This window comes from Stutzerimonas stutzeri (assembly GCF_002890915.1).
GTDB classification, from domain to species: Bacteria; Pseudomonadota; Gammaproteobacteria; order Pseudomonadales; family Pseudomonadaceae; genus Stutzerimonas; species Stutzerimonas stutzeri_AF.
In genome coordinates this window covers 524,656-543,413 of the sequence record NZ_POUT01000001.1, presented here as the reverse complement: position 1 = coordinate 543,413, position 18,758 = coordinate 524,656, and the positions used below count along the sequence as shown (strand labels likewise).

Below are 18,758 nucleotides of genomic sequence, written 5' to 3'. Positions count from 1 at the left end.
AGCGTTGTGAGCATCGCGTCCCACGTTTCCTTTGTCCTCGTCGCCTACAACGAGCCCTGGCGCGCCGATCAGCTTTGCCAGCTGGTTCGCGAGTTGCGCCCGGGCGCGCGCGTGTTGCCGGTGAACGATGGCCAGGCGGCGTTGACCGCCTGCAAGAGACAGGTGCCGAGCCTGCTGATCGCCGATGGCGAGCTGGACGGCCTCGGTGGTGTCGAGCTGCTGCGCGAGCTGCGCCGCCACCCGCCGACGCAACGCCTGCCGTGCATCCTCATCAGCGAACGTACCGACGCCCCCAGCGTGCGCGCGGCACTGCCGCTGGCGCCGGCAGCCTACCTCGGCAAGCCCTGTGACCTGGACGATCTGCGCCGGCGGCTGGACAAGTTGCTGCCGCGCTCGGCCGGGCGGGCGAGCCGGGCCCTGCGCGAACCGGCCGATACACTGGACAGTTTTCTCGAACGCATGCGGCAGAACAATCGTGGCGCGCCGCTGCTGGAGACGGTGCACGCCGCGGCGCTGCGCCTGCAAGCCGGCGACCAGGATCTCGACGAACTGGACGAGCTGCTTGCGCGCGACCCGCAGGTGACCGCGCGGCTGATCAGCGTCGCCAATGGCAGCGGGGCGCACCGGAATACACCGTGCCTGACCCTGGGCCAGGCGCGCCAGTGCCTCGGCAGCAAGCGCAGCCTCAATCTGGTGGCGGAGCTGGCCCTGCAGCACAACGCCCGGCTGGCCGAGCCGCGGCTGGCCGAGCTGGCCGGGCGGCTCGGCGAGCAGGCGCTGCAGACGGCGAACCTGGCCCGTTGGCTGGCCCGCCAGCTGAAACTGGACGCCGAGCTCTGCTACACCGCCGGGCTGCTGCAGAATATCGGCGAACTGGCCCTGCTGCGCAGCCTGCAGGACTGGCTCGACGGGGGCGGCGAGCTGCCCGAGGCTGCCTTGCAGCGCGCCCTGCGCGAGCGCGCTGCCGGTTACGGTTCGGCGTTGCGCACGCAATGGCGCCTGCCGCTGGGGCTGCGCCAGGTGATCAGTGCCTACTACACGCTCGGTGCGGGGGCATTCAGCCGCGAAGCGCTGGTGCTCAACCTGACCCGTCTGCTGGCCGAGCTGCCGACCGAGGCCGTGCCGGCCAGCCTGGTGGGAGAACGCACGGTGCGCCTGCTGCGCCTCGATCCCGACCTGCTGAGCCGCGCCCCGCTGGGCAGAACCGCTGGCCACTGAGCTGCCGCCGGCCTTCTTGGCGACCATTCCGCCGGCTTATAACGGCCGGTCCGCCATCGTCCGCCGAGCGCTTGCGGTCAGCTAAACCCCGTCCTGCCTGCCGATCGATCTCCTAAGCTGTAGTACCCGGCATGCGTCCGGCGAGTGCCCGTCGTCTCTCGACAGTCAGAAATGACTTGGTTATTCTGCTGTGCGAAACATGATTCCGTGAAATAACAATTCCAATCCATTCACACAGCGGAGGCCTACATGACGGAAGTCGTACGGCTGGAAAAACGGGGCGAGATCGCCTTGATCACGGTCGACAACCCCCCGGTCAATGCCCTCGGGAAGGCGGTGCGCCAGGGGCTGCTGCAGGCCTTCCGGGCTGCCGAGGCGGATGCCGCGGTGCGCGCGGTGGTGCTGGCCTGTGCAGGCAACACCTTCATCGCCGGCGCCGACATCAAGGAGTTCGGCAAGCCGCCGCAGGCACCGGCGCTGCCGGACGTGATCGACGCCATCGAGGCCTGCGGCAAGCCCAGCGTCGCGGTGATCCACGGCACCGCGCTGGGGGGCGGCCTCGAAGTCGCGCTCGGCTGCCATTACCGCATCGCCCGCAAGGACGCCCAGGCCGGCCTGCCGGAAGTGAAGCTCGGCCTGCTGCCCGGTGCCGGCGGCACCCAGCGGTTGCCGCGCCTGGCCGGGGTGGCCAAGGCGCTGGAGATGATCGTCAGCGGCCAGCCCATCGGCGCGGCCGAGGCGGTGGCGCATCGCATCGTCGACGAGCTGTTCGAGGGCGACGTCGCCGAGGCCGGCCTGGCCTATGCCCGGCTCATGCTCGAGGAAGGCCGCGTGCCGCGCCGCACTGGCGAGCAGACCGTCGGCCTGGAAGGCGCCGACAATGCCGGGCTGGTCGCCGCCAAGCATGCCGAAGTGGCCAAGCGCATGCCCGGGCTGTTCTCGCCGCTGCGCTGCATCGCCGCGGTGGAAGCCGCGACCCGACTGCCGCTCGCCGAGGGCCTCGCGCGCGAACGCGAGCTGTTCCTCGAATGCCTGAACTCGCCGCAGCGCGCGGCGCTGGTGCACGCCTTCTTCGCCGAACGCCAGGCGAGCCGGATCGCCGACCTGCCGGCCGACGTGCAGCCGCGCGCGATCGATACCGCCGCGGTGATCGGCGGCGGCACCATGGGCGTCGGCATCGCCCTGTGCTTCGCCAATGCCGGGGTGCCGGTGAAACTGCTGGAAATCGATGAAGAGGCGCTGCAGCGCGGCCTGCAGCGCGCCCGTGATACCTACGCGGCCAGCGTCAAGCGCGGCAGCCTGACCCCCGAGGCGATGGAAGAACGCCTCAAGTTGGTCGAAGGCGTTACCGAGTACGCCGCGCTGGCGGATGTCGATGTAGTGGTCGAAGCGGTATTCGAGGACATGGCCGTCAAGCAGCAGGTCTTCGAGCAACTGGACGCGGTGTGCAAGCCCGGCGCGATCCTCGCCTCCAACACCTCGTCGCTGGACCTGAACGCTATCGCTGGCTTCACCCGGCGCCCGCAGGACGTGGTCGGCCTGCACTTCTTCAGCCCGGCCAACGTCATGCGCCTGCTGGAAGTGGTGCGTGGCGAGAAGACCAGCCATGCGGTGCTGGCCAGCGCCATGGCCATCGGCAAGCGGCTGAAGAAGGTCGCGGTGGTGGTCGGCGTGTGCGACGGCTTCGTCGGCAACCGCATGGTCTTCCAGTACGGCCGCGAGGCGGAGTTCCTGCTGGAGGAAGGCGCCACGCCACAACAGGTCGACGCTGCCCTGCGCAATTTCGGCATGGCCATGGGACCGTTCGCCATGCGCGATCTGTCCGGTCTCGACATCGGCCAGGCGATCCGCAAGCGCCAGCGCGCGACGCTGCCGGCGCACTTAGATTTCCCCACCGTCTCGGACAAGCTCTGCGCCGCCGGCATGCTCGGGCAGAAGACCGGCGCCGGCTACTACCGCTACGAGCCCGGCAACCGCACCCCGCAGGAGAACCCCGAACTCGCGCCTATGCTGGAAGCCGCGTCGCGGGAAAAGGGCATCGAGCGGCAGACGCTGGACGAGCGGTACATCGTCGAGCGCTGCATCTTCGCGCTGGTCAACGAAGGCGCCAAGATTCTCGAGGAAGGCATCGCCCAGCGCTCCAGCGACATCGACGTCATCTACCTCAACGGCTACGGCTTCCCGGCCTTCCGCGGCGGGCCGATGTACTACGCCGACAGCGTCGGCCTGGACAAGGTGCTGGCGCGGGTAAAAGAACTGCACGCGCGTTGCGGCGACTGGTGGAAGCCGGCGCCGCTGCTGGAAAAACTGGCCGCCGAAGGCCGCACCTTCACCGAATGGCAGGCCGGCCGATGAACGCCGCCGACCTGTATTCCGAACGCACCATGAGGACCTTCCCATGAACGTCAACTACACGGCCGAAGAGCTCGCCTTCCGCGATGAAGTGCGCGCCTTCCTGAAAAGCGAGCTGCCGGCGGACATCGCCGCCAAGGTCAAGCTCGGCAAGCACATGTCCAAGGAAGACCACCAGCGCTGGCAGCAGATCCTGGTCAAGCGCGGCTGGTATGCGCCGGGCTGGCCGGTGGAGCTGGGCGGCACCACCTGGGGCCCGGTGGAGAAGCACATCTTCGACGAGGAGTGCGCCGCCTTCGGTGCACCGCGCACCGTGCCTTTCGGGGTCAACATGGTCGCCCCGGTGATCATCAAGTTCGGCACCCAGCAGCAGATCGACCACTACCTGCCGCGGATTCTTTCCGGTGAGGACTGGTGGTGCCAGGGCTATTCCGAGCCGGGCGCCGGCTCCGACCTGGCCAGCCTCAAGACCCGCGCCGTGCGTGACGGCGACCACTACGTGGTCAACGGCCAGAAGACCTGGACCACCCTCGGCCAGCACGCCAACATGATCTTCTGTCTGGTGCGCACCGACCCCGAGGCCCAGCAGCAGCGCGGCATCAGCTTCCTGTTGATCGACATGAGCACGCCGGGCATCAGTGTGCGGCCGATCATCACCCTGGACGGCGACCACGAGGTCAACGAAGTCTTCTTCGACAACGTCCGCGTACCGGTGGAAAACCTCGTCGGCGAGGAAAACCAGGGCTGGACCTGCGCCAAGTATCTGCTGACCCACGAGCGCACCGGCCTGGCCGGCATCGGCGCCTCCAAGGCGGCGCTGGCGCATCTCAAGCGCATCGCCATGAAGGAGGTCTGCGACGGCAAGCCCATGCTCGAAGACCCGTTGTTCCGCGCCCAGGTCGCGGAAGTCGAGATGCAGCTGATGGCCATCGAGATGAGCACCCTGCGCATCCTTGCCGCAGCGAAGGAGGGCGGCGTACCTGGCGCCGAGTCGTCGATCCTCAAGATCAAGGGCACCGAGATCCGTCAGGCCATCACCCACCTGCTGCGCAAGGTCATCGGCCCCTACGCGCTGCCGTTCCTCGAGGAGGAGCTGCAGCTGGACTACGACGGCGAGCCGCTGCACGGCGACTACAGCGCGGCGCTGGCCGGCGACTACTTCAACATGCGCAAGCTGTCGATCTTCGGCGGCTCCAACGAAATCCAGAAGAACATCGTCTCGAAGATGATTCTCGAGCTGTAAGGGGGCAACGCCATGGACTTCAAACTGACCGAAGAGCAGCAGATGCTGCAAGACACCGCGGCGCGCCTGGTGCGCGACGCCTATCCGTTCGAACAGCGCGAGAAGTTCAGCGAGTCCGAGCTGGGCTTTTCCGCCGAATTCTGGTCGCAGCTGGGCGAACTGGGCCTGACCGCGGTGCCGTTCTCCGAGGACATCGGCGGCTTTGGTGGTAGCGGCGTGGAAACCATGCTGGTGATGACCGAACTGGGTCGCGGCCTGACGCTGGAGCCGTATCTGCAATCGGTGATCCTTGCGGGTGGCCTGATCAACCAGCTCGGCTCCGATGCGCAGAAGCAGGACCTGCTGCCCCAGGTCGCCGCCGGTTCGCTGCAGCTGGCGGTCGCGTTCGACGAACCGCAGAGCCACTACAACCTGAACGATGTACAGACTCGCGCCGAAGCGGTCGACGGCGGCTATCGGCTCTCCGGACGCAAGGCCGTGGTCATCGGCGGGCACAGTGCCGGGCAGATCATCGTTTCCGCGCGCACTTCCGGCGACAGCCGCGACGAAACGGGCATCAGCCTGTTTCTCGTCGACCCGGACGCCGAAGGCGTAAGCCGTCGCGTCTACCCGACCATCGACGGGCGCAAGGGCTGCGAGCTGTTCCTCGACGACGTGCAGGTGGGTGCCGAGGCGCTGCTTGGCGGGCTCGGCAGTGCCTTACCGGCGCTGCGCTACCAGCAGGGCCGCGCCATCGCCGCGCAGTGCGCCGATGCGCTGGGCAGCATGGACGAAGCCTGCAAGCTGACCCTCGACTACCTGAAGACGCGCAAGCAGTTCGGCGTGCCGATCGGCAAGTTCCAGGTCCTGCAGCACCGCATGGTGGACATGCAGACCGAGCTGGAGCAGGCCACCAGCATGGCGATCCTCGCCGCGACCTTTGCCGATGGCGAAGACAACGACGAGCGCAGCCGTATCATTGCGGCCGCCAAGTACATCTGCGCCCGCGCGGCGCGCAAGGTGGCCGAGGAAGCGATCCAGCTGCACGGCGGCATCGGCATGACCTGGGAATACAACCTCGCCCACCACGCCAAGCGGCTGGTGATGATCGCCCACCAGTTCGGCGACGACGACCATCATCTGCAGGCCTACGCGAAGCTGATGCAGGTGGCCTGAGCGGCCGATCGGCTTGACGAAAAACCCGCTCCCAGGAGCGGGTTTTTCAATGACTGGGGGGGGATGCCGGCGACGTGCTCGAGCCGGGCGTAGGGTGGATAACGCGAAGCTTATCCACCGTTTTTCACCCCGGCATTCGATGCCGCGCCGTCGGTGGAAAATGCTTCGCAGCTTTCCACCCTACATGGCTGCGGCGGCAGCGGTGATCAGACCGGCTTGGCCTGCGCCTCGGCGGTCGTGGCGCCTTGCGGCTTCCATTGCTGCAGTCTATCCAGGCTGCCGCGGTAGTGCTTGAGGCCCATGCCGAGCAGGATGATCGCACCGACCAGGGCGATGCCGGTTACCACCAGCAGCGAGTAGCGCAGCGCCATGTCGTCGCCGAAGACGAAGTCGGTGCCCAGCGCCACGGCGGTCGGGCCGACGCCGAGACCGACCAGGGTGATGACGAACAGGTACACCGCCGAGGCCTGGCCGCGCATGGAGTTGGGCATGATCTCCTGGATCGCCGCCGGGCCGACGCCGAACGGCATGGCGATGGTGAACACGTGCAGGGCGATCAGCGCCAGGGCCAATTGGCCGTCGCCGACCAGGTAGACCAGGTTCAGCGGCAGGGTCAGCGCCGCCGAGACGATGGCGACCCGCAGCGGCGCATCGCGGTAGCCGCGCCGGTGCAGCAGGTCGCACAGGCGCCCGCCGGCGATGATGCCCAGCGAACCGGCGATCGCCACCACCGAGCCGTAGAGCACGCCGACCTCGCTGGCCGACCAGCCGTAGGTGCGGATGAAGAAGGTCGGAATCCACGCCGAGCTGCCATAGGCGGCGAAGGCCAGGCAGGCGAAGCCGAAGTTGTGGCAGAGCACGGTCTTGCGGTTCTGCCTGATATAGGCCGCCACCTCGGCAAGCGGTACCTCGATGCCAGCGCCGACGCCCTGGCGCCGCGGCTCCTTGATCAGCAGCAGCACCGCGGTGAATACCACGCCGGCCGCGCCGAGGATGAGGAAGATCAGCTGCCAGGGACGCACTTCGCCGATCACCGGCAGCAGCACGTCGCCCTGCGCCGAGGCGAACTTGACCACCAGCCCGCCGAGCAGGAAGGCCAGCCCCGAGCCGATGTAGATGCCCATCGAGTAGACGCTCATCGCCGTGCCGCGCAGCTTGGGCGGGAAGCTGTCGGCGATCAGCGAATAGGCCGAGGGCGACAGCGCCGCTTCGCCGACACCGACGCCGATGCGGAAGGTGAGGAAGTGCCAGAAGGTTTTCGCCGTGCCGCACAGCGCCGTCATCAGGCTCCACACCAGCACGCCGATGGCGATGATGCCGCGTCGGCTCTTGCGGTCGGCCAGGCGGCCGATCGGCACGCCGCAGACGGTGTAGAACACGGCGAAGGAGAAGCCCATCAGCAGGCTCATGTGGGTGTCGGTGATGTCGAGGTCACGGCGTATCGGGGCGACCAGCAGGTTGAGGATCTGCCGGTCGACGAAGGACAGGACGTAAGCGAGCATGAGGATGGCGACTGTCAGCCAGGCGCGGGTGCTCGAAGGGTAGCCGTTATTGTTGTTCATGGACGAGGCTCCGTTTGGCGAGGGGCTGCAACCAGCCCAGCCTCACTTTTTCGGAGATCGCCCGAATCGGCAAGCGGAATAACTACCGCATATGTTTCGAAATATGATGGTTATGTTCCGCTGTGCGGAATTAATTACAAGCCGCTGTCGCTTCGGCGCGGCGCTCGTGCAGCTCGGGCAGCAGGTGCGCTTCCCACAGGCTCGGTTGGAAGGCCTGGCGGAAGAAACCGAAGTGGCCGATGCGCGTGGCGCCGATTTCCGCGGGGGCCAGGCGCCGCATGGTCTTCGGTGCCGACGTGTAGAAGCCGTGCAGCGACTCGGTGTTGCGCGCCGACATCATCTCGTCGTCGGTGAAGGAGAGCGACAGCAGCGGCGTCGTCACCGCGGCGAAGGCGCGCCGTACCGGCTCGCCCTCGGCGCCGACCAGGTAGTCCGGATGCAGGCACCAGCGGCGCCACTGGCGGATCACGCCGGCCGGCAGGTCGCCGACCGCGCCGATGCGCGCGCCGGGAAAATAGCCGGCCAGGGCGGTCAGCGCCGGCGCCAGGCCGTGCCAGAGCAGCCAGGCCTGGCGGCGGATCTGCGGGCTGTTCTCGCGCCAGTAGCCGCTGCCGGCAGCGATGGTGATGATGCGCGTCAGCCGCTCGTGGCCTGAGACCAGCGGCAGTACCTGGGCGCCCAGGCTGTGGCCGAGCCAGTACAGCGGCGTGTCTTCGGCCGCATGGGCGGCCTGCGCGAGCATGGCGCTGCAGTCATGGCGGGCCCAGTCGAAGATGTCGACGTCCAACCGGCGCAGCGAGGTGCGGCGCGACTGGCCGATGCCGACGTAATCGAAGGTCACCGCGAGGAAGCCGCACGTGGCGAGCCAGGCGGCGAAATCACTGTAGAAACGCTGCTTGACGCCGATGGCTGGGGCGATCAGCACGACGCCGCGCAGGGCACCGGCCGGTCGATACCAGTGGCTGGCCAGCAGATGGCCGTTGCCGTTGTCGATCGCACGCATTTCAGGCTGTATCGTCGCCATTTTTGTTGTTCTCCGCTTCTGAGATGGCCCTGATCGGTGCAGTATACGAATGACAGAAGATAATTCTAGAAAAATATTCTAGTTATGCATGGGAGGCCGGATGGCCCGTAGTACCCGCAAGCAGCAAATCCTCCAGGCCGCGCTCGCCTGTTTCAGCGAGTCCGGCGTGGATGCCACCACCATCGAGATGATCCGCGATCGCTCCGGGGCGAGCATTGGCAGCCTCTACCATCACTTCGGCAACCGCGAGCGGATCATCGGTGCGCTCTATCTGGAGGGCATCGGCGAGTACGCCGCGCTGCTGGAGGCTGGCCTGTTCGAGTCGCTGGACGCCGAGGCCTGCGTGAAGCTGTTCGTCACCTGCTACGTCGACTGGGTGGTGGCCAATCCCGAATGGGCGCGCTTCATCCTGCACAACCGCGGGCGCGTCGAGGCGGGCGAGATGGGCGAGCGGCTGCGCGACTTCAACCGCGAGCACGGCGGTCGCATCGCCGCGATCCTGCGCCGGCATCGCGAGGCGGGTGCGTTCAAGGCGATCCCGGGGGAGTGCTTCGTCTCGGTGGTGATCGGTCCGGTGCAGGACATGGCGCGCAACTGGCTGGCCGGACGCAGCAAGGCGCCGCTGGCCGACTACCGCGAGCTGCTGGCCGAGATCGCTTGGGACAGCGTGCGCGCCTAGCGTAAGTGCTCGCGCTGGAAGCGGAAGGGGCCTGTAGGAGCGAGCCATGCTCGCGAACCTGGCCACGAAAAAGCATCGCGGGCACGGCCCCACGAGGCCTTTGCGGCAATGCGTTTCACGGTGAAATAGCTGAACGCCACGGGAAGGTATGCGTTCTTGCGTAGGGTGCGCCCACGGCGACGGCTCCGGGGACCTAGACGCCCAGGCTTTCGATATCGCGGGCGAGCATTTCCAACTGGTGCGCCAGCGAGGTCTTGAGGGTTTCTTCGGTGAGCTGGAAGGACGGCGCGCCGCAGGTCAGCACCATGATGCTGCCGTCGGCCAGGTGCAGCGGCACGCCGGCGGCCATGACGTTGCGGTCCCAGTCGCCCAGCGAGAGGCAGAAGCCGTGCTGCGCGAATTCCTCGAACGAGGCCTGCAGCGAGCTTTTCACCGCCCCCCAGCCATCGCCGTATTTGCTCGCCAGCGCGGCCATCAGGTGCTCGCGCTCCTTTTCCGGGGTGGCGGCGAGGAAGGCGCGGCCGGCGGCGGTGGTGGCCAGCGGCAGGCGCACGCCGGCGTCCATGCGCAGGGTGGTGACTTCCGCCGGGCGGCAGTTCTCGACATAGATCATCGACAGCCGGTCGCGGCAGGTCAGGCCGACGGTGGTGTTGGTGCGCCGGGCGAAGTCGTCCATGTACGGCTTGGCCAGCTGGCGCACGCGCAGGTTGGAGACGTAGGCGTAGCCCAGCGCCAGCACGCCGGAGTCCAGCTGGTACTTCTCCAGCTGTTGCGAATAGCTGAGGTAACCGAGCTTGGTCAGCGTGTAGGTCATGCGCGACACCGTCGGCTTGGGCAGCCCGGTGATGCGCGCGATGTCCTGGTTGCCCATGACCACCGAGCCGTGGGTGAAGGCCCGCAGCACATCCAGGCCACGCGACAGGGCCTCGACGAATTTGCGGTCCTTGGGGTTCTCGTTGTCTTCGACGTCGGTCATGGGGGCGGTCTGTCTGTGGTGGCAGCGGGGGCGAACGATAGCAGATCGCCCCGGTGGTCGGCAGTGCCACCGTGCGCAGCCCTGGTTGGCAAAGCGGCCATGTGGCCATGATTGCAGCGGAAAACCTTATCGCATAGTATCGAAAACGACATCATATTTCGCACAGTAAAACAATAATTCGCTATGGAGGTGTCGGATGTCCCTGCCCGCCGAGGGTTATGTCGCCGCTCAGCTTGCCGCCGAGCCCCTGCACAACGTGCACGACCTGCTGGCCAAGGCCGTGCACGCCCATCCGCACTGGAAGGCCTTCACCTGTGGGGATACCACCCTCACCTGCGCCGAGTTCGAGCGGCATGTCGACGCCTTCGCCCGTTTCCTGCGGCATCACGTGGGGCTGCAACCGGGCGAGCGGCTGGCGATCCAGCTGGGCAACTGCCTGCAGTATCCCGTCGCCACCTACGCGGCGCTCAAGGCGGGGCTGGTGCTGGTCAACACCAATCCGCAGTACACCCGCGGCGAGGCGTTGCACCAGTTCAGGGATTCCGGCGCCAGGGCGCTGCTGGTGGTCGAGCCGCTGCTGCCGCTGATCCGCAGCCTGCGCGGCGAGACGGCCATCAAGCAACTGATCGTCGCCCGTGCCGACGATTTCGAGCGCCCTCGCCACGAGATCGACGAGCCCGGTGCCGTGGGTTTCATGCAGGCGCTGCGGCTGGGCGAGCAGTGCCCGCCGCTGGACAGCGTCGCCGGCCTCGAACGGCTGGCGCTGCTGCAGTACACCGGCGGCACCACCGGCGTTTCGAAGGGGGCGATGATCAGCCACCGCAACCTGCTGGCCAACGTGCTGCAGTGCAAGGAGCTGTTTCTGCGCCCCGGTCTGATCGAGCCGGGCAAGGACATCCGCATCGCGCCGTTGCCGCTGTATCACATCATGGCGTTCGCCACCAACATGCTGATCTCGGTGGGTCTCGGCATCCACACCGTGTTCGTCCGCGATGCGCGCAACCTCGACGAACTGGTGGCGGCGATGAAGCACCATCCGTTCACCCTGATGAACGGCATCAACACCCTGTTCGTCGGGTTGATGAGCCATCCGGAGTTCGACAGCATCGATTTTTCCCGGGTGAAGTACGCCAACTCCGGTGGCGCGCCGCTCAACAGCGCCATCGAGCAGCGCTGGTTCGAGCGTACCGGCACGCTGATCCGCGAAGGCTTCGGGCTGACCGAGACCTCGCCGGTGGTTTCGACCGCGACGCCGGTGACGCCGCACAAGCCGGGCTGCGTCGGCCAGCCGCTGGTCGATACCGAGATCCGCGCGGTGCGCGACGACGGCAGCGAGGCGCCGCCCGGTGAGCCCGGCGAGCTGTGGGTGCGCGGGCCGCAGGTCATGCAGGGCTACTGGCAGCGCCCCGAGGAAACCGCCCAGGCGCTGACCGCGGACGGCTGGCTGAAGACCGGCGATATCTGCACGATCGACGAGGACCGGCTGCTGAAGATCGTCGACCGCAAGAAGGACATGATCCTGGTGTCCGGCTTCAACGTCTTTCCCAACGAGATCGAGGACGTGCTGATGCAGCATCCGGCCGTGCGCGAATGCGTGGCCGTCGGCGTGCCGGACGCGCGCAAGGGCGAGGCGGTGAAGGTCTATGTCAGCCTCAAGGAGGCCAGCGTCGACGGCGAGGCGCTGCTGCGGCATTGCCGGCAGTTCCTGACCGGCTACAAGGTGCCGGGTTTCGTCGAGATCCGCGACGAGCTGCCGAAGACCGCGGTGGGCAAGCTGCTGCGCCGCCAGCTGCGTGACGAGGCACGCGCCGCCGCAGGTTGATCGGTGCCTCTTATATATAAGTGCCGGGGCGACGAATGGCGCTGCCGGGCGGCAGCCCTGCCGGCGCCGCACGGTGCCTCGCGAAGCCGCGGCAGCCGGGCGGAAAAATGATTCCGCGCTTGTTGCTCGGGGGGCTTTCTGATATAAAGCAGCGCTCTTTTCTAGGGGCCCGGTATCTTCGTTCCCAGCGTGGCCGGTAAGACCCCCATGAAACGTGGCGCTGAGCGCCGAACTGACAAGTGAATTCAAGCGGCCAACCCATGCCGGGTTGGGCATGTGGTTTAGAGGGCTGAGGCATGTCGAGAGTCTGTCAAGTTACCGGTAAGGGTCCGGTAACCGGGAACAACATTTCCCACGCGAACAACAAAACCCGTCGTCGTTTCCTGCCGAACCTGCAGCATCATCGCTTCTGGGTCGAGTCCGAGAAGCGCTTCGTGCGTCTGCGCGTTTCCGCCAAGGGCATGCGCGTCATCGATAAGCGTGGCATCGACGTCGTTCTGGCCGAGCTGCGCGCCCGCGGCGAAAAGGTTTAAGGAGAGCAATCATGCGTGACCTGATCCGTTTGGTGTCCAGCGCCGGTACCGGCCACTTCTACACCACCGACAAGAACAAGCGCACCACCCCCGACAAGATCGAAATCAAGAAATTCGATCCGGTCGTACGCAAGCACGTGATCTACAAGGAAGCCAAGATCAAGTAATTGATCGGCCCTTGATGGAAGAACCCGCCACCCGGCGGGTTTTTTCGTTTCTGGCGGTCGGCAGGGCGCGCCGCTCGTCAGCGCTCCGGCTAATTTGACAAGAGTCATGTGCTCCCGGCGGAAATTCGCTATCGTTCGCACTTTCTCTTTTTCCACTTCCGGCACGAGGATGCGCAGCGCATGGCGAAGACGGACGGGCCCATCGCGGCAGACAGCAAGAGCACTTCCAGCATCGCCCTGCAGGCGGCTTCCGAGGACATCTGGGCGCAGAAATACCGCCTGACCAGCAAGGACGGCACGCCGATCGACGACAGCGTCGACGACACCTGGCAGCGCGTCGCCCGTGCGCTGGCCGACGTCGAGCCGGCCAAGCAGCGCGAGCACTGGTACGAGCGCTTTCTCTGGGCGCTGCGCAACGGCGCCATCCCGGCCGGGCGGATCATCTCCAACGCCGGTGCACAGGACTACAAGCCGGCCACCTCGACCATCAACTGCACCGTCTCCGGCACCATCACCGACTCGATGGACGATATCCTCGGCAAGGTCCACGAGGCCGGCCTGACGCTCAAGGCCGGCTGCGGCATCGGCTACGAGTTCAGCACCCTGCGCCCGCGCGGCTCCTTCGTCTCGGGGGCCGGCGCGCACACCAGCGGCCCGCTGTCGTTCATGGACATCTTCGACAAGATGTGCTTCACCGTCAGCTCCGCCGGCGGCCGCCGCGGCGCGCAGATGGGCACCTTCGAGGTCGGCCATCCGGACGTGCGCGAGTTCATCCGCGCCAAGCGCGAGGACGGCCGGCTGCGCCAGTTCAACCTCAGCCTGCTGATCACCGACGAATTCATGCAGGCGGTGGAGGCCGACGGCGAATGGCCGCTGATCTTCCCGGTGCACGCCAAGGAAGCCGCCGAGCTGGACCTGAACGACGCCGAACGCGTGCTCTGGCGCGAATGGCCGGTGCACGACGACTACATCGTGCGCGAGGACGGCCTGGTCGCCTGCAAGATCTACGGCAGGGTCAAGGCGCGGCACCTGTGGGACATGATCATGGTCTCCACCTACGACTACGCCGAGCCGGGCTTCATCCTCATCGACCGGGTCAATCAGTTGAACAACAACTGGTGGTGCGAGGCGATCCGCGCGACCAATCCCTGCGGCGAGCAGCCGCTGCCGCCCTATGGCTCCTGCCTGCTGGGCTCGGTCAACCTGACTCATTTCGTGGTCGACCCGTTCGGCGCCGAGGCGCGCTTCGACTGGGAGAAGTACCGCGAGGTGGTGCGCATCTTCACCCGCATGCTGGATAACGTCGTCGAGATCAACGGCCTGCCGCTGGAGCAGCAGCGCCACGAGATCGAGAGCAAGCGCCGCCACGGCATGGGCTTCCTCGGCCTCGGCTCGACCCTGGCGCTGCTCAAGCTGCGTTATGGCAGCCCGGAGGCCTGCGTGTTCACCGAGGAAGTCGCCCGCGAGATGGCGCTGGTCGGTTGGGAACAGGCGCTGGAGCTGTCGAAGGAGAAGGGCGCGGCGCCGCTGCTGAGCGAGGACTTCGAGGTCACCGCCGAGATGCTGCGCAAGCGTCCGGAAATGGCCAAGGATGGCTACCAGGTCGGTGACCGCATCGCCGGCCGGGTGCTGCACGCCAAGTACTCGCGCTACATGCAGAAGATCGCCGAGTACGCGCCGGACCTGATCGAGGCGCTGGCCGAGCAGGGCGCGCGCTTCACCCACCACAGCTCCATCGCACCCACCGGCACCATCAGCCTGAGCCTGGCCAACAACGCTTCCAATGGCATCGAGCCGAGCTTCGCCCACCACTACTCGCGCAACCTGATCCGCCCCGGGCGCAAGGCCAAGGAGAAGATCGAGGTATTCAGCTACGAACTGCTGGCCTACCGCACGCTGATCAACGAGCGTGCCAAGCCGGGCTCCGACGCGCCGGGCGAGAAGCTGCCGGACTACTTCATCACCGCCGACGACGTCAGCCCGACCCAGCACGTGGACATCCAGGCCGCCGCGCAGAAGTGGGTCGACTCGTCGATCTCCAAGACCGCCAACGTGCCGACCGACTACCCGTTCGAGGCGTTCAAGGACATCTACCGCTACGCCTGGCGCCAGGGCCTCAAGGGCTGCACCACCTTCCGCTTCAACCCGGCGGCCTTCCAGGGCGTGCTGGTCAAGGAAGCCGACCTGGAGAAGACCCTCTACCGCTTCACCCTCGAGGACGGCAGCGTGGTCGAGCTCAAGGGTAATCAGGAAGTGGAATACGATGGCGAGGTGAACACCGCCGCCAACCTGTTCGACGCCCTGAAAGAAGGCTACTACGGCAAGTACTGAGCCGGCCTGCCAACCATTTTGGACGCCGGGCCGCGAACGCCGCCCGGCAGGAGAGATTGCACAATGACCGTAAAGATCACCCAGCGCATCAAGGGCTTCAAGGTCGTCGACGAGACCCTCGAGCGTCCCGCGGCGGCAGCGGCCAACACCGACGCCAAGGCGGGCAAGACCGTCCAGGTGGTGGAGATGGACGAGAGCCTGCAGCGCCCGGAAACCCTGATCGGCATGACCTACAAGATCAAGTCGCCGCTGTTCGAGCACGCGCTCTACGTCACCGTCAACGACATCGTGCTCAATGCCGGCACGCCGCACGAGCAGCGCCGGCCGTTCGAGATCTTCATCAATTCGAAGAACATGGACCACTTCCAGTGGATCGTCGCGCTGACCCGCATCATGTCCGCGGTGTTCCGCAAGGGCGGCGACTGCACCTTCCTGGTGGAGGAACTGAAGGCGGTGTTCGACCCGCGCGGCGGCTACCTGAAGAAGGGCGGCGTCTACATGCCGTCGATCGTCGCCGAGATCGGCGCGGTGCTGGAGCGCCATCTGATCGCCATCGGCATGCTCGAAGGCCAGGCGCTGGACGAAACCCAGCTCAAATACCTGGCCGAGAAGCGCGCCGCCTACGAGGCCAGCCAGGGCGCCGTGGCGGTCGAGCCGGGCGAGGGTTTCCCCGCCGGCGCGCAGTTGTGCAACAAGTGCAATACCCAGGCGGTGGTGCAGATGGACGGCTGCGCCACCTGCCTCAACTGCGGCCATTCCAAGTGCGGCTGAGCGGCTCGCCTTGATCGACGGCCCGCTTTACCGAGCGGGCCGGTCTCTGCTAGATTCCAACACATCGTCGTCCAGACAACCCTCAGGTCATGGATTCCATGCTTGCGATCGCACACTGCCTTTCCCGGGTGAAGCCCGCCGCTCACGGCCAGGCGCACCTGTGTGCAATCGCACCTCTCGCATCTGTCGTTGCCGCCTTGGCAATCGCGCCGCCACCTCCACAGGCGGTCGCACTGGGCTGATTCGCCCGCTTCGCAGCTCCAGCTCTGCTTTTCCGGCCCGTTCGGGGTCGCTGCGTGATCGTTTCCGACACGCGCTGGGGCCTGTTTCGCTTCGACAGGTGATTATCGATGACCTTCAACAAATCGCTTTGGACGTCCTATGGCGTCATGACGCTTTTCGTGCTGCTCTGGGGCAGTGCGGCCATATTCACCCGCTGGGGGCTCGACCACGGCTCGCCGTTCGCCCTGCTGATCGTGCGCTTCGCCCTGGCGCTGATGGCGGTGCTGCTCATCGGGGCATACCGGGGGCGCTGGCGGCCCGCCTCCGGCACCGCCGGCCCGGCGGTCGCCAGCGGCCTGCTGATGATCGGCTGCTATTCGATCTGCTATTTCCAGGCCATGGCCTGCGGCGTTACCCCGGGGGTGATGGCGACGTTGCTGGGCGTCCAGCCGATCCTGACCTTGCTGCTGCTGGAGCGGCGCTTTTCGCCGCTGCGCCTGATCGGGCTGCTGGTGGCGCTGGGCGGGCTGGCCGCCGTGGTGTTCCAGAGCCTGGTGCTGGCGCGCTTCTCGCTCGGCGGCATGCTGTTCGCCCTGGGCGCGCTGCTGTGCATGACGCTGGGGGCGATCCTGCAGCAGCGCATCCGTCAGAGTCCGGTGGAGATCCTGCCGATACAGTACGCGGTTAGCCTGCTGCTGTGCCTGGTGTTCGTACCGTTCCAGCCGTTTCGCCTCGAGGCCGTTGCCGGCTTCATCGTGCCGGTGCTCTGGTTGGGGCTGATCATTTCGGTGGCCGCGCAGCTGCTGCTGTACCGGATGATCCGGGCGGGCAATCTGGTCAACGTCACCAGCCTGTTCTATCTGGTGCCGGTGGTTACCGTGGGGATGGATTACCTGTTCCTCGGCAACCGCCTGACGTCTCTCGGCCTGCTGGGCATGGGGGCGATCCTGCTGGGCCTGGGACTGGTGTTCAAGGCGGCGCCGGCCTCGCGAGCGACCTGAGGACAGGGCCGGCCGGCACGGTGGTGGGCAAGCCAGGCCCACCTCCGGACCGCGCTGGCCACGGCGTGGCTGCCGCTCGGCTGCGGTGGAAAAGCGCTGCGCGAGTTTTCACCGGCGCATCCAACGGTGCTGGCCGGCAGGCGTCAGCTCACCACGCGGTAGCACGGCGCGTAGGGCACTCCGCCGGGCAGCTTCATGCGGTGCTGCACGACGAAGGCCTGCAGCAGTTCGTCCAGCGGCCGCATGACCGCCGCGTCGCCGTGGATCTCGTAGCGCCCGTACTGTTCGATGCGGCGGATGCCCTTGTCCTTGACGTTGCCGGCGACGATACCGGAGAACGCGCGGCGCAGGTTGGCGGCCAGCTCGTGGGGCGGCAGATCGCGCCTGAGCTGCAGGTTGGCCATGTTCTCGTGGGTGGGGTCGAACGGCCGCTGGAAGCCTTCCTCGATCTTCAGCAGCCAGTTGAAGTGGAAGGCGTCGTTGCGTTCGCGGCGGAAGCGCCTGACCGTTCGCAGCCCTTCGGCCATCTGCCGGGCGACTTCGCTGGGGTCGTCGATGATGATCTGGTAACGCTGCTGTGCGGCCTCGCCCAGGGTCGCGCCGACGAAGGCGTGGATCTGCCGCAGATAGGGTTCGGCATCCTGCGGGCCGGTGAGGATGACCGGGAAGGGCAGCTCGCGGTTGGCCGGATGCAGCAGGATGCCGAGCAGGTAGAGGAATTCCTCGGCGGTGCCGACCCCGCCGGGGAAGACGATGATGCCGTGGCCGACACGCACGAAGGCCTCCAGGCGCTTCTCGATGTCCGGCAGGATCACCAGTTCGTTGACGATCGGATTGGGCGCCTCGGCGGCGATGATGCCCGGTTCGGTCAGGCCTAGGTAGCGGCTGCCGACCAGGCGCTGCTTGGCGTGGCCGATGGTGGCGCCCTTCATCGGCCCCTTCATCACGCCGGGGCCGCAGCCGGTGCAGACGTCCAGGCTGCGCAGGCCGAGTTCGTGGCCGACGCGCTTGCTGTACTTGTATTCCTCGGTGCTGATCGAGTGCCCACCCCAGCACACCACCATGTTCGGCTCCACGCCGGGGCGCAGGGTGCGGGCGTTGCGCAGCAGGTGGAAGACGTAGTCGGTGATGCCCTGCGAGCTGCTCAGGTCGATGCGGGCACTGTCCAGTTCGCTTTCGGTATAGACGATGTCGCGCAGCGCGCTGAACAGCATCTCCCGCGTGCTGGCGATCATCTCGCCGTCGACGAAGGCGTCGGCCGGGGCATTGAACAGTTCCAGGCGCACGCCGCGGTCCTGCTGCAGGATGCGCACCTCGAAATCCTCGTAGGCCTCGAGGATGGTCTTGGCGTTGTCGATACGGGTGCCGGTGTTGAGGATGGCCAGGGCGCACTGGCGGAACAGCTTGTGGGTACTGCCCGCGCCGACTTCGCTGAGCTGCTGGACTTCACGTTGCGAGAGGGTTTCCAGGCTGCCCTTGGGGCTTACCGAGGCGTTGATTACTTGGCGTTGGGTCATTCTTCGTTCCCTGAGGGCGATGCCTCCGAAGGCCGGTTGCATCGGGATGGTGAGCGCCCATGGTCATCCATGGGCTGCCGCGTTCACGGCCTGGCATATCGCGCGTGATGGTCTCGGCGGGAGGGGCTGAAGGCGGCAGGGGGCGTCATCTTACCCGCCATGTTCCGCGTTGCGGGCATGGATTC

General features: G+C 66.6%; 15 protein-coding genes. 11 read left to right on the top strand and 4 right to left on the bottom strand.

The window, feature by feature from the left end; translation table 11 throughout:
- Positions 1-6: 6 nt before the first annotated feature.
- The 4 genes from CXK94_RS02555 (at position 7) to CXK94_RS02540 (ending at position 5,968) form a co-directional block, all read left to right on the top strand.
- Positions 7-1,218: an HDOD domain-containing protein gene (locus CXK94_RS02555; protein ID WP_037041687.1), complete on the top strand. Its 1,212-nt coding sequence runs from the start codon at positions 7-9 to the stop codon at positions 1,216-1,218.
- Positions 1,219-1,467: 249 nt separating this feature from the next.
- On the top strand, positions 1,468-3,573 hold the full coding sequence (locus CXK94_RS02550; protein WP_037041685.1) for a 3-hydroxyacyl-CoA dehydrogenase NAD-binding domain-containing protein: 2,106 nt from the start codon (positions 1,468-1,470) through the stop codon (positions 3,571-3,573).
- Positions 3,574-3,616: 43 nt separating this feature from the next.
- Entirely contained in the window at positions 3,617-4,813 is a 1,197-nt protein-coding gene (locus CXK94_RS02545) for an acyl-CoA dehydrogenase family protein (protein ID WP_037041683.1), read from the top strand.
- 12 nt (positions 4,814-4,825) lie between these two features.
- Positions 4,826-5,968: an acyl-CoA dehydrogenase family protein gene (locus CXK94_RS02540; RefSeq protein WP_037041681.1), complete on the top strand. Its 1,143-nt coding sequence runs from the start codon at positions 4,826-4,828 to the stop codon at positions 5,966-5,968.
- 206 nt (positions 5,969-6,174) lie between these two features.
- On the opposite strand, the gene CXK94_RS02535 is transcribed toward CXK94_RS02540, so the two are convergent.
- Positions 6,175-7,530: a spinster family MFS transporter gene (locus CXK94_RS02535; RefSeq protein ID WP_102893158.1), complete on the bottom strand. Its 1,356-nt coding sequence runs from the start codon at positions 7,528-7,530 to the stop codon at positions 6,175-6,177.
- Positions 7,531-7,660: 130 nt separating this feature from the next.
- Entirely contained in the window at positions 7,661-8,554 is an 894-nt protein-coding gene (locus tag CXK94_RS02530) for a serine aminopeptidase domain-containing protein (RefSeq protein WP_102893157.1), read from the bottom strand.
- A 100-nt stretch (positions 8,555-8,654) separates the two neighbouring features.
- Between CXK94_RS02530 and CXK94_RS02525 the strand changes: the two genes are divergently transcribed.
- Complete coding sequence (locus CXK94_RS02525; protein WP_037041679.1) at positions 8,655-9,233, top strand: TetR/AcrR family transcriptional regulator; 579 nt, start codon at positions 8,655-8,657, stop codon at positions 9,231-9,233.
- Between the two features lie 193 nt (positions 9,234-9,426).
- Here the strand turns inward: CXK94_RS02525 and CXK94_RS02520 are convergent, their stop codons facing one another.
- Positions 9,427-10,209 (bottom strand): IclR family transcriptional regulator, encoded by a 783-nt coding sequence (locus CXK94_RS02520; RefSeq protein WP_102893156.1) that lies wholly within the window; start codon positions 10,207-10,209, stop codon positions 9,427-9,429.
- A gap of 196 nt (positions 10,210-10,405) precedes the next feature.
- On the opposite strand from CXK94_RS02520, the gene CXK94_RS02515 reads away from it, so the two are divergent.
- The 6 genes from CXK94_RS02515 (at position 10,406) to CXK94_RS02490 (ending at position 17,056) form a co-directional block, all read left to right on the top strand.
- Positions 10,406-12,031 (top strand): long-chain-fatty-acid--CoA ligase, encoded by a 1,626-nt coding sequence (locus CXK94_RS02515; protein WP_102893155.1) that lies wholly within the window; start codon positions 10,406-10,408, stop codon positions 12,029-12,031.
- Positions 12,032-12,327: 296 nt separating this feature from the next.
- The gene (gene rpmB / locus CXK94_RS02510; RefSeq protein WP_003242523.1) at positions 12,328-12,564 is read left to right on the top strand and encodes a 50S ribosomal protein L28; all 237 of its coding nucleotides are present in this window, start codon (positions 12,328-12,330) and stop codon (positions 12,562-12,564) included.
- An 11-nt stretch (positions 12,565-12,575) separates the two neighbouring features.
- Positions 12,576-12,731 (top strand): 50S ribosomal protein L33, encoded by a 156-nt coding sequence (gene rpmG / locus CXK94_RS02505; protein ID WP_003284185.1) that lies wholly within the window; start codon positions 12,576-12,578, stop codon positions 12,729-12,731.
- A 180-nt stretch (positions 12,732-12,911) separates the two neighbouring features.
- Positions 12,912-15,062: an adenosylcobalamin-dependent ribonucleoside-diphosphate reductase gene (locus tag CXK94_RS02500; RefSeq protein ID WP_102893338.1), complete on the top strand. Its 2,151-nt coding sequence runs from the start codon at positions 12,912-12,914 to the stop codon at positions 15,060-15,062.
- 63 nt (positions 15,063-15,125) lie between these two features.
- A complete protein-coding gene (locus tag CXK94_RS02495; RefSeq protein WP_037041675.1) occupies positions 15,126-15,833 on the top strand; it encodes an NrdJb in 708 nt (235 codons plus the stop codon).
- A gap of 350 nt (positions 15,834-16,183) precedes the next feature.
- On the top strand, positions 16,184-17,056 hold the full coding sequence (locus CXK94_RS02490) for a DMT family transporter (RefSeq protein ID WP_037041673.1): 873 nt from the start codon (positions 16,184-16,186) through the stop codon (positions 17,054-17,056).
- Between the two features lie 143 nt (positions 17,057-17,199).
- On the opposite strand, the gene ppnN is transcribed toward CXK94_RS02490, so the two are convergent.
- A complete protein-coding gene (ppnN, locus tag CXK94_RS02485; RefSeq protein WP_037041671.1) occupies positions 17,200-18,573 on the bottom strand; it encodes a nucleotide 5'-monophosphate nucleosidase PpnN in 1,374 nt (457 codons plus the stop codon).
- Positions 18,574-18,758 lie beyond the last annotated feature (185 nt).